Consider the following 16526-nt stretch of genomic DNA (forward strand, 5'->3'; position numbering starts at 1 on the left):
CGCTGATGCCCAGACTAATCGGCGTCGAGCGAGCGCCAGGTCTAAATAAGCACTACGTGATCCCTTCCTCTTACCGCAGGCACGTGGCGGAACCCCGAGGTTGCAGTAGTGGGTAGAGAATCGGAGCCATCCCTTTGAGCACCTGTACCGGCAACGCCGACGTGAAGGTGAAGTGCTGGGCGGAGGTGCCCGGCACAAAGGCGGTCAGTGTGCCGAAGTGGTGTTCGCCGATGTAGAACACAAAGGTTGCCGTGCGGTTGATGGATTTGGAATTGAGAATGTGCCCGCCGGTACTCATGGCTTGGATGCGGTTATCGCCGGTGCCGGTCTTGCCACCCATGGCCAGCGGTGTGCCGTCCGCCAGCGTGAAGCTGCCGGCCACGCGTTTGGCCGTGCCCGCGTCCACTACTTGCGACAGCGCTCCGCGCAAGGCGCTGGCGACTTCGCTGGAGATCACGCGCTTCCCGCGATTCGGGGCGTTGATCACACGCGTTTCATAGGGGGTGCCCTCGGCAAACTGCAGGCTGTCGATACGCAGTACCGGCAGGCGCACACCATCGTTGAGGATAATCCCCATCAGTTCGGCGAGCGCAGCGGGGCGGTCGCCTGAGCTGCCGATGGCAGTGGCCAGTGACGGTACCAAATGGTCGAACGGGTAACCCACGGCCTTCCAGCGCTCATGGATTTCCAGGAACGCTTCGATCTCCAGCATGGTGCGAATCCGGCTGTCACGGGCGCTCTGATGGCGACTTTTGAACAGCCAGCTGTAGACTTCCTGGCGCTCGAATTCGCTGGCCTTGACCACCTCGCCAAAGGTCGCTTCAGGGTGGTTGAGCAAATAGCCCAGCAGCCACAAGTCCAGCGGATGCACCTTGGCGATATAGCCTTGGTCCGGCAGGTCGTAGGCGCCGGGGCCGTAGCTTTGGTAGAGCGTTTGCAGACGTGCATCGGTGAGTTTTTCGGCGTTTTTCAGGTGTGAACGTACGAAGCGATTGAAACTCTCCTGGCTAGCCTGGGGCAACAGGTAGCGGTGCACCGCCGCCAGGCGAATCGCGGTGGGGTGCAGGCTGTCCATGAACGTGTCGAGGCGCGTCTGGGTGTCCTTGTTGCGGTATTTTTTCCAGAACTTGAGCAGGAACGCGGTGCCTTCGTGGTCGGCGAATTTGGCCAGGTATTCCTGGCGGCGCGGGTCGTTGTCGTCCTTGAGCAGGCGCGCGCTGTTGTCTTCGCCGGAGTAGGTGGTGTAGCGCACCAGGTCGCGCATCAGGCGAATGAACGGCAGGTTGATCGACTCGCGCAGGGCATCGCGCAGGGTCGGGTTGCGGCTGTTATCTTCGTTGCGAAAGTTATGAAAGCGGTGTAGGCCGCCGCCGGTGAAAAATGCTTCGCCGGGGCTGGCGGAATACGTGCGGTTGAGAGCGGCATCGAGCATCTTCGACAGGTCGCGGTCGCTGTTGCGCAGCAGATAATCCAGCGCCCAGCGCGACAGTGGGTCTTGCTCGGGCACTTCGACTCTTTTCAACTCGGCGGGTGTTTTTGCACTGTAGCGCTCATGCAGTTCGTTGATGATTTGCAGGTAAGTGGTCAGCACCCGCAGCTTGGCGGTGGAACCCAGTTCTAGCTTGCTGCCTTCGTTGATATCGAACGGCTGGTCGGTGTTGTCGGTTTGCACCCGCACGCGTGCGCCGTCGGGCGTGAGTTCGAACAGGGTGAAGCTATAACGCACCTGAGGCGTGCTTTGCGGCGTGAGCAGGCGCGGGCCGAGCAGGCCCATTTTTGCGGCGAACGTCGGGTCGGCGAGGTGCTTGAGGTAATCGGTAGTCTGGCGTTGCAGCGCCGATTGCAGGGTACTGGTGGCCGACAGGTCGAGGCGGTCGAGGTCATACAGCGAGCGGTTGAGCAGGCTGGCCAGGCGGCTGCGGGCGACGTTGATCGCTTTGTCTGTTTCCACCGGTTGGATCGTCGGCTGCTGCTGCCAATCGCGGTAGCCCAGGTGGCTGGCGAGGGCGGCGGAGGATAAACCGGCCGGGAGGATGCCGTTCTGCGTCAGCAGGCGGATATGGCTGTCGGTCAATTGCGCCAGCTCCTCGCGGCCCTTGTTGAGGTAGTGGGAGGGGCGACGCTGGGCGATCATCAACGCCAGCACTTGGCGCAGCGCCAGCCCGCGTTCGGCCAGGCGCTTCGGGTCTTGCTCGGTGTCACTCAAGGCGCGGTTGACCTGATTGAAGTCTGCGCCGAACCACACCCGCAACCCCTCGGCCAGGCCGTGTACTTCACCGTGCCCAGGCACCGCCGACAGCGGCACGCTGTTGAGGTAATCACGCAGGATATTTTCCCGGCTGCCCAAGGTATTGGGCCCGGCCTGGTAAGCCCTGACGCTGGCGGAAAGCATCTGGCGGATTTTTTCGCCACCGGACAGCGTCAGGCCATCGGGCGAATGGCGGTACTTTTCGAGCTGCGTGGCCAGGGTACTGCCACCGGCGGTTTGCCCGGGCAAATGCAGCAGTTTGGCCACCTGCGACCAGGCCGCTTTGGCAAAGCGCGGCCAGTCGACCGCCGGATTGGCCATGGGTTGCTTGGGGTCCAGCAGGTCGCGGTCTTCGATAAACAGCAGGCTTTGCACCACCAGCGGCGGGATCGCGGCGAAGTTGGCATAGAGCTGTTGCGGGTAGGTGAAACTGTACAGCGGCGTAGCGCGGCAATCGGTGATGCTCAGGCCGGCCTGGACTTTTTCTGCGTAGGGCACGAACAGCCCCCGCTGCGCGTAATCCATCAACGCCGGTGAGAAGCGCGCCTGTGCCTGGACCAGGTAGTTGCGCTTGAGCAGGCGCGGCAGGAACTCATCCAGGTCGCTGTAGCCCAGGCGCTTGTCGAAGGGACCATCGCCCGGATAAACCACGGCCTCGCTGGTGCCGGGTGTGACCTCATAGCTCAGCGCCGCCGCCAACGGGCTGAGGTACTCGGCCTGCAGGCGGGAGGTGCGCATTTCCTGACTGGCGGCCCAGCACAGCGCTGCCAGGGCGATCAACAGTATCAGCCACACCAGCCGCCACCACAGCCTTCGCGAGCGGGGGCTTTGTGGCAACGGCGGTTGATCCGGGCTGTCGGTTGCTAACGCAGCCCTGTTCGAATCGGTTTGCCATAAAGCGCCCATAGTCGATTGATCCATTCACGCAGATTGATCGGACGTATGTGAAAGCTTAGACGCTGCTGGGCGTGGTCAAGGAATTTGTCTTGCGCCTAGCGGATTTGCTGTTTGAGGCTTTGGTCCATTTATGGGGGAACGGGTCTCCAGTCAGCGTGTGGTCTGGAGGAACACTGTTTACCGCCACGTGAACGCAGCCCGTCAGTACGGTGGTTTTTTGCAGGGCGGCAATTTGGCGGATGGCTTGCTGGCACTGATGTACGACAGCTCGAAACCAGCGGGCATGGCCAGGCGCCTGTTCTTCGACACAACATTGTGGCAAGGGTGGTGGTGAGACGTGGCGGCCGTTGCAATGACGCTGCACCCTAGCTGTGCAATACTCGGCGCCCGTTTATCGGCGACGATTCCTACGCTGTCCAGGTAAAGCTCCTCCGAAAAAGCGGCTTTTGCCGAGACTTCTCGCTGAATCTTGCCGTTTATTGAGTGAAAATCCCTGGGTTGAGCTTTTTATACTGCACCCCCGCTGATCTGGCCCCGCCAGAAGGGCTGGCCCATGAGGCGAGCCCGGTGTAAAGGCGTCATGACCGACCCGTCATGACCTCCGGCACCCAGTGGCTCAATCCAATAACAAGACGAGGTTGTACCCTTATGCCAGTTGGCAACCACCTGCCCCATGGCGAGACCGCTCAGGGCGGCCCGCTGAAACGTGAACTGGGCGAACGGCATATTCGCCTGATGGCTCTCGGCGCCTGCATCGGTGTTGGCCTGTTCCTGGGCTCGGCCAAGGCCATTGAAATGGCCGGCCCGGCGATCATGCTTTCCTACATCATTGGCGGCCTGGCGATCCTGGTGATCATGCGCGCCCTTGGCGAAATGGCGGTGCACAACCCCGTCGCCGGCTCGTTCAGCCGTTACGCCCAAGACTATCTCGGCCCGTTGGCGGGCTTTCTGACCGGCTGGAACTATTGGTTCCTGTGGCTGGTGACCTGCGTGGCGGAAATCACCGCCGTGGCCGTGTACATGGGCGTGTGGTTCCCCGACACGCCGCGCTGGATCTGGGCCCTGGCGGCGCTGATCAGCATGGGCAGCATCAACCTGATCGCGGTCAAGGCCTTTGGTGAGTTCGAGTTCTGGTTCGCGCTGATCAAGATCGTCACCATCATTGCGATGGTGATCGGCGGCGTCGGCATTATTGCGTTCGGCTTTGGCAATGACGGCGTGGCGCTGGGTATTTCCAACTTGTGGGCCCATGGCGGCTTTATGCCCAATGGCGTGCAAGGCGTATTGATGTCCTTGCAAATGGTGATGTTCGCCTACCTGGGTGTGGAGATGATCGGCCTCACTGCCGGTGAAGCGAAGAACCCGCAGAAGACCATTCCGAGTGCCATCGGCTCGGTGTTCTGGCGCATTCTGCTGTTCTACGTGGGCGCATTGTTCGTGATTCTGTCGATCTATCCCTGGAATGAAATCGGCACCCAGGGCAGCCCATTCGTGATGACGTTCGAGCGCCTGGGCATCAAGACCGCCGCCGGTATCATCAACTTTGTGGTGATCACTGCGGCACTGTCGTCCTGCAACGGTGGCATCTTCAGCACTGGGCGCATGCTCTACAGCCTGGCGCAGAACGGCCAGGCACCAGCGACCTTCGCCAGGACGTCGAGCAATGGCGTACCGCGCAAGGCACTGCTGCTGTCGATTTTTGCGTTGCTGCTGGGCGTGTTGCTCAACTACTGGGTGCCGGAGAAAGTCTTCGTATGGGTGACGTCCATCGCCACCTTCGGCGCAATCTGGACCTGGCTGATGATCCTGCTGGCCCAGCTCAAGTTCCGTAAGGGCCTGAGCCCGGCCGAACGGGCAGGGCTCAAGTACCGCATGTGGTTGTTCCCGGTCAGTTCCTACCTGGCGCTGGCATTCCTGGTGCTGGTAGTTGGCCTGATGGCGTACTTCCCGGATACCCGAGTGGCGCTGTATGTGGGGCCGGCGTTCCTGGTGCTGCTGACGGTGTTGTTCTACGTGTTCAAGCTGCAACCCACCAACCTGGCCTCGCCTTCGGCGCGTTCGGCCTGATACTGGGAATGGCCCGTTGCGCGCAACGGGCCATGCTGCCTACTGCGGCTGTGCCGCCAATTTGAGCGACTGATCCAGTCGTTTGTTGAATTCCAGCCACGCAGCCAGCATCACCATCAATGCCGCGCCAGCAACTGCCGTCAGTATTTGCATGGCGAATGCATCGCCTGCCAAGGCATTGATCATGTCCGCGAGTGGCGCGAGCACCACGCCAAGGCAAAACACTTCCAGCGAGTAACGGCCCATGCGACAGGTGTGCTGCGCCAACCCGTTTTCGGTCCACGCACGACTCGGCAGCAACTTTGCCGTCACATAGGCCAACGCGAGGAAGTGCAGCAGGCGCACGGGTGACAGGTCAGTCTTGCTGATGGGGTAGAGCCAGTCGCTGAGCTGCGCGGGCATCCAAGCGTCATGCACCTCTGGCCAGCGCCACGATAGCGTCAGGATCCCCGCGGCCATCACGTACAGAGCCGCCACCACGAACAGGGGGCGGTGCAGGAGCGGGCGAGTGTCCACAGGACGTGTCTTCCCCGCATGGATAGCCGCCGCGCCGCCCAGCACAAACAAAAATTGCCAGGTGACCGGGTTGAAGTACCACACGCCATCGGCAATGGCCCTTAAGTTCCAACCCATCCAGGGGGCCAACAGGTAAATCGTTGCTGACCCGACCACTACCATCCAGGTCGTGCGCAGCATCAGTGGCAACACCAGCGGCAAGCCGGCCAGCAGCACGATATACAGCGGCAACGGGTCCATCAGGTTGGGCTTGAAGCGCAGCAGCAACTCATCTGTCAGGGCCTGTTGCGGATGGGTAACGAAGTGCGTCAGTCCCATCTCCTCGACAAGGTCGCGGGTTTCGACATGGCTATTGGCGAAGAACACGATGCCCATCAGCATCGCCAGCAAGAAGATATGCACCACGTACAACACCCAGGTACGACGCAGGATTTTCAGTGAGGCAATCCAGTAGCCGTCGCGTTGCAGGATCTTGCCGTAGGCCAGTACGGCGGCGTAACCGGCGAGGAACACAAACACCTCCGCCGCATCGCTGAATCCGATGTTGCGCAGGGTGATCTGGCCGAGGGGGTTGTGGGGGACGTGATCCCAGAAAATGAAGATCAACGCCAGGCCCCGAAAAAAATCGATGCGTGGGTCGCGTCCGTTCAGCATGGCAGCGGGCTCTTGTACGAAGGGTTTAGTAATGACAGGCGAACGCGGGTGTTGTCGTACGCCGCACGTCGGGCGGGCGCAGGTTGGCGGTATTTGTAAGTAATTGCAAAGGTTGGGTATTACTGAATGTCTCTATACATCCAGGATAACCAAAGTGCCATGGCTGCCTGCAAGTACGCCATGGGCGATACCCGCTTCGACAAGATACATCTGGCCCGCGCCCACTCTGATTTCTGCATCACCAATGCTCAGGCGCAAGCACCCGTTGATCACCAGCAAACCTTCGTTGTAGTCGTGGGTTTCTTCTTCGTAGGCCTGCTCATCCATGCGCAACACCTTGATCCGCGCCGGGCCGACCTGGCCCAGGCGCGTTGATTTCCACGTGGCGGGCAGTTGCCCAGCGATGGCGGCGAAGTCGAGTAGCGGCATGTGAATCTCCTTGTTTCAACAATGCCGTCGGTGGTCCGGTTCAGCGGGGGAAAAATTGTTTAAAACGCATCCATCAACAATACCCTACACGGCTTGGCTTCATACGCATTGATCTGCGGAACCAGACGGGTGAAGTGTTCGGTCTGGCAGTGGACATCGAGTGCGGCCTGGTCAGGCCATTGCTCGACAAAGATAAAATGCCCCGGGTCTTTTTGGTCAACAAACAGATCGTAGGCGATGCACAGCGGTTCCTGGCGGGTTTTTTCCACCAGTTCTGCGTACCAGGGGCGCACCGTTTCCAGGTGTTCGGGCTTGATGAAATCTTCGGCGATGACTTTCAACACGGTAATGCTCCCTCAGGCGGCAGCCACTTCATGGGGTTCAAAACTATCGGCTCGCGCCATCTGCCACATGCGCGAGTAAAACTCACCGTTCACTTCACCGGTCAGCAACTCACCGGGTTTGAGGAACACATGCAGTTGCGAAAACAGCTTGATCTCGGTTGCCGACATGCGCCGTACCAAGTGTTTGGCCGATAACTGCGATGGATGATCGAGACCGGCGGCGGCGAGCATTTCCGCCAAGGCCTTGAGTGTGTTGCGGTGGAAGTTGAACACGCGCTGGGCTTTGTCCGGCACCACCAGGGCGCGTTGGCGCAGTGGGTCTTGGGTCGCGACGCCGGTCGGGCATTTATTGGTGTGGCAGCTCTGGGATTGAATGCAGCCGATGGCAAACATAAAGCCGCGCGCCGAGTTGGCCCAGTCGGCGCCGATGGCCAGCACGCTGGCGATATCGAATGCGCTGACGATCTTGCCGCTGGCGCCGAGCTTGATCTTGTCGCGCAGGTTCAGGCCCACCAGGGTGTTGTGCACAAACAGCAGGCCTTCGCGCAGTGGCACGCCGATATGGTCGGTAAACTCCACGGGCGCTGCGCCGGTGCCGCCTTCCTTGCCGTCCACCACGATAAAGTCCGGGAGGATGCCGGTTTCGAGCATGGCCTTGGCGATGCCCATGAACTCCCATGGGTGACCCAGGCAGAACTTGAAGCCCACCGGTTTGCCGCCGGACAGCTCACGCAGTTGCGCGATGAACTGCATCAGTTCCAGCGGCGTAGAAAACGCGCTGTGGCGTGACGGCGAGATGCAATCTTCGCCCATCATAATGCCGCGTGTATCGGCGATTTCCTGGGTGACTTTGTGCTTGGGCAAAATCCCGCCATGGCCGGGTTTGGCACCCTGGCTCATCTTGATTTCGATCATGCGCACTTGCGGGTTCTGCGCCTGCACGGCGAAACGTTCCGGGTCAAAACGGCCGTCGCTGGTGCGGCAGCCGAAGTAGCCGCTGCCCAATTCCCAGGTCAGGTCGCCGCCGTTTTCGCGGTGGTAGGGGCTGATACTGCCTTCGCCGGTGTCGTGGGCGAAGTTGCCCAGTTTGGCGCCTTGGTTCAACGCGCGAATCGCGTTGGCGCTCAACGAGCCAAAGCTCATCGCCGAGATATTGAACACCGATGCCGAGTACGGCTGCGTGCATTGCGGGCCGCCGACCATCACGCGAAATGCGCTGGGGTCGCTCAACGGCGCCGGGCGCATGGAGTGGCCGATAAATTCGAAGCCCGATTGGTACACGTCGATCAGGGTGCCGAAGGGTTTGTCGGCGGTTTCATTCTTGGCGCGCGAATACACCAGTGAACGCTGGGCCCGGGAGAAGGGCAGGGCGTCGCTGTCGGACTCCAGCAGGTACTGGCGGATTTCCGGGCGGATGGCTTCCACCAGGTAACGGATATTGCCCAGGATCGGGTAGTTGCGGCGCACGGCGTGGGGGCTTTGCAGCAGGTCGAAGATACCGATCAGGCTCAGCACACCCGTGACCACGGTGATCGGCCACAGCCATTCATGTTCGATAAAGGGAAGGCTTGCGAGGGTGAAAATGACGCACACGGCAAAGAAGGCGTAACGGCTTAGTAACGACAGGCTCATACGGTTTTCCTTGGTTCGGACTCATCGGCTAGGCGTTTTGCGCCTGTAGAAAGATCGAGAACAGCTCTGACTGGGATTTGATCCCTAGCTTGCTGTAGATGTGTTTCTTATGGACTTTCACGGTTTCAACAGAGATTTGCAGCTTACGAGCGATTTCCTTGCTGGAGCAACCGCTGAGCATCAAGCGGCCCACATCCAGTTCACGGGCAGTGAGTTGCGCGCCCCAGTCATCATTCTGGATCGGTTGCGGCGTGCTGACCTGCTTGAGTTCATGGGGCAGGCGTTGGCGCAGCAAGCTCAGTACCCAGGGTTGAATCAGCGACAGCAGGGCAATCTGCTGCGGATTGAAGCGTTGCTTCGAGCCGAGCGACAGGCACAGGGTACGCCCATCCGGCAGATGGCAATTAAATTGGATTTCATCGGCGACCACGTTCAGGCGGAAGTAGCGCTGATAGTACTCGGTGAGTTCGAAGTGCTCGGGCGCGACTTCGGCCAGGCGCAAAAGCCCCGTGCGCGCATGTTCGCGGCTGGCGATGTAGAAGGGGTCGAGCAGGTACAGGCCGTTGAGGTAGTCCTGGAACAGCTGGTCCGGCGTGCCGTCGGCGCCTGGGCATTCGGCAAACACCAACGGGCGGTGTTCGCTGCTGAACAGCAGAGCCACCCAGCTGTCGCACGGCACGTACTGGTCGAGCAATCGGACCAGCTGGGTCCAGAAATTGGGCTGGTCCAGCGCGTCTATCATTTGCCCCACCGCACGGTGCCAGGCGATGTCTTGCAGCGACATGGTCATCGATCTACCCCTATCGGGTTACCCCCGCCGCGTGATTCCCTGGGGGGTTGTGGCTGCGCATACTGCGGCACAGATAAAGAACAAGGAATACCCATGAAGGTCGAATTTGCCCAGTTGGCCGGTCGTGATAACGATACAGCTTACAACCTTGAACGCGCCTTGGCGGCAATTGCTGCGTGCGCCGACGATACGCAACTGATCGTATTTCCGGAAACTCACCTGACCGGTTTCCCCACGGCCGAGACCGTCGCCGACATCGCCGAACCGCTGGACGGTCCCACCGTGCAGGCCATTATCGACGCCGCCTGTGCACGTGATATCGCCGTGGTCATTGGCATTGCCGAACTCGATGGCGGCCAGTTTTACAACACCACTTTGCTGATCACCCCCGACGGTATCGCCCTACGGTACCGCAAGACCCATTTGTGGCCGCTGGAACGAGGCGTCTTTAATCCCGGTGACCGTTACCCCACCTGCATGTGGAACGGTCTGCGCGTAGGCCTGTTGATCTGCTACGACATCGAGTTCCCGGAAACCGCCCGTGCCCTGGCGCAATTGGGCGCTGAGTTGCTGATCGTCACCAACGGCAACATGGACCCGTACGGTCCCACCCACCGCACCGCGATCATGGCCCGTGCCCAGGAAAACCAGGCGTTTGCGCTGATGGTCAACCGGGTGGAAGCGGGCGATGGTGACCTGGTGTTTGCCGGCGGCAGTGCGTTGGTGGACCCGTTCGGCACGCTGCTGTTTGAAGCGGGGCGTGAGGAGGGGCAATTCGCGGTTGAGCTGGATCTCGACCAATTGGCGGCGGCTCGCACGGACTACCGCTACCTGGACGACCAGCGCATGAAATTGCCGGGAGAGGTGATTGAGCGCAGCGATGGCGCGCGCGAGCTGTTGATCCCACAAGCTCAACGCTAGCCCCCGTGGCGAGGGAGCAAGCTCCCTCGCCACGGGTAATAACTCTAAAAAACAGTGTGTGCAACACCGACTTCAGTTCTGCCATAAATCTAATAATTGCGCGGAGAATCACCCATGGCTCGTTTGCAACGCACCCTGTCGTTAGGGGCGGTGGTGCTGTTTGGCATCGCCTATATGACGCCGATCATTGTGCTCGGCACCTTCGGCATCCTGGCTCAATCCACCGCGGGCATGGTCCCCGCCGCTTACCTGGCTGCGCTGGTGGCGATGTTTTTCACCGCCATGAGCTACGGGCGCATGGCTTCGGCGTTTCCGGTGGCCGGTTCCGCCTACAGCTACGTGCGCAAGGCCATCAGCCCCAAGCTCGGTTTTATCGCCGGTTGGGCGGTATTGCTCGACTATCTGTTCTTGCCCATGGCCATCTGGCTGATTGGTGCGGCGTACCTGAACTCAGCCTTCCCGGCGGTGCCGCAATGGGTTTGGGTGCTGGCATTCATCGGGGTTACCAGCGCCATTAACATCGTCGGCCTCAAACTGGCCAACGGCATCAACGCCTTGCTGATGCTGGTGCAATTCCTGGTGCTGATTGCCTTTGTCGCACTGTGCATTCACTACATCGGCGGTGATGCAAGCAAGCCGCTGTGGACTATCGCCCCCTTCTTCAATGGCCAGATGCACATGCCATTGATCATGAGCGGCGCGGCCATCGCCTGCTATTCGTTCCTGGGCTTTGACGCGGTCAGTACACTGACCGAAGAAACCCGCGACCCACGTCGCACCATCCCCCGGGCGATCATGTTGATCACCTTGATTGGCGGGCTGATCTTCGTGGCGGTGTCCTACTTTGTGCAGGTGGCCCATCCGTCGTTCGAGTTCAGCAATGTGGATTCGGCGGCGTATGAAATCGCGCGCAATATCGGTGGCGACTTGTTTGTGTCGATCTTCCTGATTGGCCTGATTGTCGGCCAGTTCGCCTCGGGGCTGTCGGCCCAGGCCAGCGGTTCGCGCCTGTTGTTTGCCATGGGCCGCGACGGTGTGTTGCCCAAGTCGTTCTTCGGCAGCCTGCATGCGCGCTTCGGCACTCCAGTCAACAGCATCCTGTTGTGTGCAGTGGTGGCGCTGCTGGCGTTGAAGCTGGACGTGACCACCTCCACTTCATTCATCAATTTCGGCGCATTCCTGGCGTTTAGCCTGGTCAACCTGTCGGTGATCTTCCACTACTGGATCGGCGCCAAGCAGCGTGGCGTGCGCGAATTGATCCTGTTCCTGGTGTTCCCGTTCATCGGCCTGCTGGCGGACCTGTGGCTGATGGTCAGCCTCGATCACTTGGCGATCTACCTGGGCCTGGTGTGGTTGGCGATCGGCCTGGTTTACCTGAGCGTGCTCACGCGTGGCTTCTCCCGACAGCCACCGGAAATGGACTTCCAGGAAGCCGCATAGAAGCTGCCGGCCTATTCTTATTGCAATCGGTTCTCGTTTGGGTGCACTATTTGTGTTACTGTATAACACATCAAATGCATCCAAACGCCCCGGAGGCCTTATGAAAGCTGGTATCCATCCCGACTACCGCACCGTGCTGTTTCACGACACTGCCGCCGACGTGTTCTTCCTGATCGGCTCCACTGCCGACAGCGACCGCACTCACAAGCACAGTGATGGCAACACTTACCCCTACATCCCGCTGGACGTGTCCAGTGCCTCGCACCCGATCTACACCGGCCAACAGCGCAAGACCCAGGCCGAGGGCCGGATTGCCGGCTTCAACAAGCGTTTCGCTTCGTTCGGTTCGAGCCCCAAAAAAGCCGACGCATGAGCGCGACTCGGCGGCGTGTCCTACGCCGCCGTTTGCCGAATCGGCAACACCACCCGAAACGTTGTCCCTTTGCCCAGCTCGCTGCTGACGGAGATGTCGCCACGGTGTTTCTTAACGATGCCGTAAGAGAGCGAAAGCCCCAACCCCGTTCCTTCGCCCACCGGTTTGGTGGTGAAGAACGGATCGAAGATTTTCTGCAGGGTTTGCGGCGCGATCCCATAGCCGTTGTCTGCCACTTCCAACCACACGTTCTCGCTGTCCACGCCAGTGCTGATGGTAATGGTGCCGCGCTCTGGCCCCATGGCTTGCGCCGCGTTGATCACCAGATTCATCACCACTTGGTTGAGCTGTGAGGCCAGGCACTCGATTTCTGGCAATGCGCCGTAGTGTTTGACTACATCGGCTTTGTACTTGAGTTCGCTGGCGACGATGTTCAATGTCGAATCGATGCCCTGTTGCAGGTTGGCAAATTGCCAGGTCTGCTCGTTGTCCACCCGCGAGAAGTTTTTCAGGTCCTTGACGATCTGCACCACGCGACCAATGCCTTCCTTGGACTCCTTGATCAGGACCGGAATGTCTTCCTGGAGAAAGTCCAGTTCCAGCCCGACGCGCATGGCTTTGAGCTGCTCGCTTTGTTCCGGTGGCGTCACCAAGGCTTCAGCACGTTGATAGGCATCCAGCATCTGTTGCAGCTGGTTGAAGTAGCCCTCCAGGGTGCTGAGGTTGGACGAGATAAACCCCACCGGGTTGTTGATCTCATGGGCCACACCGGCCGCCAACTGCCCCAGCGACGCAAGTTTCTCCGACTGGACCAATTGGCTTTCCAGGTGCTTGCGTTCGTCAATCTCCATTTGCAGCGCTTGGGTGCGCTGTTCCACCAACTGCTCCAGGTGGGTGGTTTGCAGCGAGGCGCGGCGGGCCATGTCCCATTTGTTGGCCAGGGTGTTGGCCATCTGCTGGACTTCGATGTTGTCGAAGGGTTTTTTCAGTATCAGCAACCGATCATGGGCGTGCAGCCGCTCCAGCAGGTCTTCCCAGGAATAGTCCGAGTACGCGGTACAGATCACCACTTGCAGGTCGGGAGCGACTTTCCACAGTTCTTCTATGGTTTTCGCGCCGTCCCAGCCTTGGGGCATGCGCATGTCGACAAAGGCCAGGGCATACGGCTGTTTGCGCTCCATGGCCGTGACGAGCAACTGCAGGCCTTCTTCTCCGCCATACGCCGAATGCAGTTCGAACACCGGGGCCCGGGCTTTTGTCGTGTCGCCGAACAGCGCCGATTCCATAGCGTCCAGCGCCTGGTTGGTTTCAACGACAGGCATCAGGATCTTGCGAAAATCATCGTGAATCGACGGTGTGTCGTCGATCAGTAATAGACGCCGGTTAGGAGATTGGTTCATGTGGGGTTTCCGGCAAGGACCATAGGGATAGTCAAGGTAAACATGGCGCCCAGGCCCGGTCCGTCGCTATGGGCGGTCAGTTGGCCATTCATTTCCACCGCTGCGAGGGCGCAACTGTGCAGGCCGAAGCCGTGGCCTTCCTTGCGGGTGGTAAAGCCGTGGGTGAAGATCCGGGTCATGTTTTCCGCCGGTATGCCTTCGCCGTCGTCTTTCACGCTGATCTGCAAGGTTGCGTCATCGCGTGGTTGGACCGTAAGCGTCATTTGCCGCGGCCGGTCGACGAGGTTGGACATCGCGTACTTGGCATTGCTGATCAGGTTGACCATGATCAGCAGCAACCGGTGTTTATCCGCCAGGATTTCCGGCACCTGGGCATAGTGTTTTACCACCGTGACGTTGTGCCGGCTCAGCGCCCCTGCGTTCATGCGCAAGGCATCGTCCATCAGGGCGCTGATGTGCACTGGCTCCTTCAGCGTGGAGGCACCGGCATAGTGTTGTTGGGTAGCGACAATGTCCTTGATGTGGTCGACGCTCTTGCTCAATTGCGCCAGTTCATCAGTCATGCCTTGTTGTTCCAGCGCAATGGCGTCGACCAGTTGATTCAAGTAACCCGGCAACAGCTTGCCCTTTTCATCCTCGGTGAAGAAGGTGCCCAGGTCACCTTGGCGCTCGTTGATCAACTGCACGGCCCGGCCCAGGCCCAGTGCCTTGCTGCTGCGCAGCTTTCGAGTGACCAGATCGGCGGAGATATTCACGCTGTTGAGTACGTTGCCCACATTGTGCAGCACGTTGGTGGCGATCTCCGCCATGCCCGCCTGGCGAGCACTGTCGAGCAGTTCGCTCTGGGCATCCTTGAGTTGTTGGGTGCGGCGTTCCACCCGTTGCTCCAGGGTTTCGTTCGCCGCTTGCAGGGCACGGTTGACCCGGTTGATCTCGGCGAAACTGCGCAGCAGGCGCATCGCCAGGTAAAGCAGCAAACCCACCAGCAGGGTGGAGAAAATCAGCAGGTAGCGATGGTATTGGTGATCGACAAGGTCGGCGGCTTGCTGATCCTGGTTGAGGTGGGTCGTCAAGTCGTCCAGACGCTCGGCGACCGGCACGGCGGCAATCCGGTCGAGCAGGCCGTTGACCACCGGCTGCTCGCGCAGGATCAGCGAAATATGGTTGCTGAGGATCTCGACAGGCCCCTGAAACTCAGGGGGCAGGCGCTCCTTGTTGATCGCCAATTTGCCCAGGCCCACCAGGATATCGGCGGCGCGGTCGTCGCTGGTGACCTGGGCGAACTCCAGGCTGCTGAGCAACAGGTCGTAGGTATCGGTGGCGACATCGTGCAGTTGCAGGCGGCCTTCATCGTCGTAGCGATTGAACTGGGCCTGGATGTCATCTTCGGCGGTCGGCAGAAAGGCCAGGGAGTTGCGCAGCACGGCGTTGTGGGATTTGAACTGGTCCACCAACCGGGCTTTTTCCTGGATCGCGGCTTGGTAAGCTTCCCGATTGGCTTGCCAACCAGGCAGGTCCGCAGGGTCGTGGTAGAAGTCGCGGTTTTCCAGATCGGCCCAGATCCGGGTCATTTCCTGCAGCGGCGCCACCAGGGGGTCATAATTGTGGGTGAGGGCGATCCTGGCCTTGAGTACTTCACTGTCCCATTGGGCATTGAGCTGCTGGAGCTGGCGGATCAGGTCCCGTGATTGGGTATAGGTAGCCGTCTGGTCACGGGAAGACTTGAGGTACAGAAACACCAGGGTGGACGCCAGCAGCAGGGTCATCAGGCCCAGCAACACTTGGCCGGCACGGCGGCGGGAAAGGGTCATGACGGTATGCTCATAAAGGCTTGCCCGCCCATTCGCCGCTCAGGGTCTTGAGAAACTGGATGATCAGGTCCTTGTCCTCCTGGGACGGATTGCGCCCCAACTGATACTTGAACATGACGTCGACCGCTTCCTCAAGGGTCTTGGCCGAGGCATCGTGGAAGTACGGCGCGGTCGCGGCGACGTTGCGCAGGCTGGGTACCTTGAACACATGTCGGTCTTCTTCGTCCTGGGTCAGCAGATAGCGGCCCAGGTCCGACTCCACCGTTTTGCCGCGCGCCTTGAAGTAGTCGCCCATCACACCGAACTTCTGGAACATATTGCCGCCGATATTGATGCCCTGGTGGCAGGCGATGCAGCCGTAGTCCTTGAAGCGCTGGTAGCCGTATTTTTCCTGGATCGTGAAAATCTTGGTGTCGCCAAGCAGGTATTGGTCGAACCGCGAATTGGGCGTCAGCAATGTACGTTCATAAGTGGCCAGGGCGTTTTGTACGTTGGCGGCGGTGACGCCATCGGGGTAGGCCCGCTGGAAGGCCGCTTGGTAGGCGGGCAGGGCGGAAAGGTTCTGCACCACGGTTTTCCAGTCGCTGCCCATTTCCACCGGGCTGATGACTACCTGTTGGATCTGTGCCTCCAGCGTATCGACGCGGCCATTCCAGAACTGTTTGAAGTTCAGGCTGGCGTTGAAGACAGACGGGGTGTTGATGTCCACGGGCTTGCCATCGAAGCCAATGGAAAATGGCTTGTTGTCGGCACCTCCCGATTCCAGACGATGGCAGCTGGCGCAGGACAGCGTGTTATTGACCGACAGACGCGGCTCGTTGAACAGCTGGCGCCCCAGCTCAACCTTGGCCGGGTCCAACATCGGAACTGCGGGGAGAGGTTTCAGTGCTTCGTCCAACGGCGCGGCCATCAAAGGCATGCCCAAGCCCAGGCATAACATGAACACGACGCCGAAACGGCAGGTCAATACTTCATTCAAGCGAGCACTCCTTGCAAGCATAAGG

General features: G+C 59.9%; 13 protein-coding genes. 4 read left to right on the plus strand and 9 right to left on the minus strand.

Annotated features, from left to right (window positions below; all coding sequences use genetic code 11):
* Positions 1-70: 70 nt before the first annotated feature.
* Positions 71-3154 carry a transglycosylase domain-containing protein gene (locus ACP7C6_RS24125; RefSeq protein WP_426109324.1) on the minus strand — a complete coding sequence of 1028 codons (3084 nt, stop codon included), beginning with the start codon at positions 3152-3154 and terminating at the stop codon, positions 71-73.
* A 639-nt stretch (positions 3155-3793) separates the two neighbouring features.
* Between ACP7C6_RS24125 and ACP7C6_RS24130 the strand changes: the two genes are divergently transcribed.
* Positions 3794-5212: an amino acid permease gene (locus ACP7C6_RS24130; RefSeq protein ID WP_353631768.1), complete on the plus strand. Its 1419-nt coding sequence runs from the start codon at positions 3794-3796 to the stop codon at positions 5210-5212.
* Between the two features lie 39 nt (positions 5213-5251).
* Here ACP7C6_RS24130 and ACP7C6_RS24135 read toward each other — a convergent pair whose 3' ends face one another.
* The 5 genes from ACP7C6_RS24135 to ACP7C6_RS24155 form a co-directional block, all read right to left on the minus strand.
* Positions 5252-6382 (minus strand): OpgC family protein, encoded by a 1131-nt coding sequence (locus ACP7C6_RS24135; RefSeq protein ID WP_426109325.1) that lies wholly within the window; start codon positions 6380-6382, stop codon positions 5252-5254.
* 132 nt (positions 6383-6514) lie between these two features.
* Positions 6515-6811, minus strand: a complete 297-nt coding sequence (locus tag ACP7C6_RS24140; RefSeq protein WP_028619025.1) for a cupin domain-containing protein — start codon at positions 6809-6811, stop codon at positions 6515-6517.
* 59 nt (positions 6812-6870) lie between these two features.
* Positions 6871-7155, minus strand: a complete 285-nt coding sequence (locus ACP7C6_RS24145; protein WP_028619026.1) for a putative quinol monooxygenase — start codon at positions 7153-7155, stop codon at positions 6871-6873.
* Between the two features lie 12 nt (positions 7156-7167).
* A complete protein-coding gene (locus ACP7C6_RS24150) occupies positions 7168-8787 on the minus strand; it encodes an FMN-binding glutamate synthase family protein (protein ID WP_028619027.1) in 1620 nt (539 codons plus the stop codon).
* 28 nt (positions 8788-8815) lie between these two features.
* Positions 8816-9577, minus strand: coding sequence for a helix-turn-helix transcriptional regulator (locus tag ACP7C6_RS24155; RefSeq protein WP_028619028.1), 762 nt, complete (start codon positions 9575-9577; stop codon positions 8816-8818).
* A 93-nt stretch (positions 9578-9670) separates the two neighbouring features.
* Between ACP7C6_RS24155 and ACP7C6_RS24160 the strand changes: the two genes are divergently transcribed.
* From ACP7C6_RS24160 to ACP7C6_RS24170, 3 genes are all read left to right on the plus strand, one after another.
* Positions 9671-10498, plus strand: a complete 828-nt coding sequence (locus tag ACP7C6_RS24160; protein ID WP_305383747.1) for a carbon-nitrogen hydrolase family protein — start codon at positions 9671-9673, stop codon at positions 10496-10498.
* Positions 10499-10612: 114 nt separating this feature from the next.
* Complete coding sequence (locus ACP7C6_RS24165; RefSeq protein ID WP_028619030.1) at positions 10613-11938, plus strand: APC family permease; 1326 nt, start codon at positions 10613-10615, stop codon at positions 11936-11938.
* Between the two features lie 100 nt (positions 11939-12038).
* Positions 12039-12311, plus strand: a complete 273-nt coding sequence (locus ACP7C6_RS24170; protein ID WP_016970719.1) for a type B 50S ribosomal protein L31 — start codon at positions 12039-12041, stop codon at positions 12309-12311.
* Between the two features lie 20 nt (positions 12312-12331).
* Here ACP7C6_RS24170 and ACP7C6_RS24175 read toward each other — a convergent pair whose 3' ends face one another.
* Genes ACP7C6_RS24175 through ACP7C6_RS24185 form a run of 3 tightly spaced genes read right to left on the minus strand, consistent with a single transcriptional unit; the run spans position 12332 to position 16462 of the window.
* Positions 12332-13711 (minus strand): ATP-binding protein, encoded by a 1380-nt coding sequence (locus ACP7C6_RS24175; protein ID WP_426109326.1) that lies wholly within the window; start codon positions 13709-13711, stop codon positions 12332-12334.
* Positions 13708-15522 (minus strand): DAHL domain-containing protein, encoded by a 1815-nt coding sequence (locus ACP7C6_RS24180; RefSeq protein ID WP_028619032.1) that lies wholly within the window; start codon positions 15520-15522, stop codon positions 13708-13710. The genes ACP7C6_RS24175 and ACP7C6_RS24180 overlap by 4 nt, the downstream gene beginning before the upstream one ends.
* 10 nt (positions 15523-15532) lie before the next feature.
* The gene (locus ACP7C6_RS24185; protein ID WP_376713296.1) at positions 15533-16462 is read right to left on the minus strand and encodes a cytochrome-c peroxidase; all 930 of its coding nucleotides are present in this window, start codon (positions 16460-16462) and stop codon (positions 15533-15535) included.
* Between the last annotated feature and the right edge of the window lie 64 nt (positions 16463-16526).

It is taken from the genome of Pseudomonas sp. TWR1-1-4 (assembly GCF_049897165.1).
In the GTDB taxonomy this organism is placed as follows: Bacteria; Pseudomonadota; Gammaproteobacteria; order Pseudomonadales; family Pseudomonadaceae; genus Aquipseudomonas; species Aquipseudomonas canadensis.

Excerpts from the sequence above, each read along its gene's own strand:
- ACP7C6_RS24125 (WP_426109324.1), bottom strand. The coding sequence starts at position 3,154 with ATGGGCGCTTTATGGCAAACCGATTCGAACAGGGCTGCGTTAGCAACC.
- ACP7C6_RS24130 (WP_353631768.1), top strand. The coding sequence starts at position 3,794 with ATGCCAGTTGGCAACCACCTGCCCCATGGCGAGACCGCTCAGGGCGGC.
- ACP7C6_RS24135 (WP_426109325.1), bottom strand. The coding sequence starts at position 6,382 with ATGCTGAACGGACGCGACCCACGCATCGATTTTTTTCGGGGCCTGGCG.
- ACP7C6_RS24140 (WP_028619025.1), bottom strand. The coding sequence starts at position 6,811 with ATGCCGCTACTCGACTTCGCCGCCATCGCTGGGCAACTGCCCGCCACG.
- ACP7C6_RS24150 (WP_028619027.1), bottom strand. The coding sequence starts at position 8,787 with ATGAGCCTGTCGTTACTAAGCCGTTACGCCTTCTTTGCCGTGTGCGTC.
- ACP7C6_RS24155 (WP_028619028.1), bottom strand. The coding sequence starts at position 9,577 with ATGACCATGTCGCTGCAAGACATCGCCTGGCACCGTGCGGTGGGGCAA.
- ACP7C6_RS24160 (WP_305383747.1), top strand. The coding sequence starts at position 9,671 with ATGAAGGTCGAATTTGCCCAGTTGGCCGGTCGTGATAACGATACAGCT.
- ACP7C6_RS24165 (WP_028619030.1), top strand. The coding sequence starts at position 10,613 with ATGGCTCGTTTGCAACGCACCCTGTCGTTAGGGGCGGTGGTGCTGTTT.
- ACP7C6_RS24170 (WP_016970719.1), top strand. The coding sequence starts at position 12,039 with ATGAAAGCTGGTATCCATCCCGACTACCGCACCGTGCTGTTTCACGAC.
- ACP7C6_RS24175 (WP_426109326.1), bottom strand. The coding sequence starts at position 13,711 with ATGAACCAATCTCCTAACCGGCGTCTATTACTGATCGACGACACACCG.
- ACP7C6_RS24180 (WP_028619032.1), bottom strand. The coding sequence starts at position 15,522 with ATGACCCTTTCCCGCCGCCGTGCCGGCCAAGTGTTGCTGGGCCTGATG.
- ACP7C6_RS24185 (WP_376713296.1), bottom strand. The coding sequence starts at position 16,462 with ATGTTATGCCTGGGCTTGGGCATGCCTTTGATGGCCGCGCCGTTGGAC.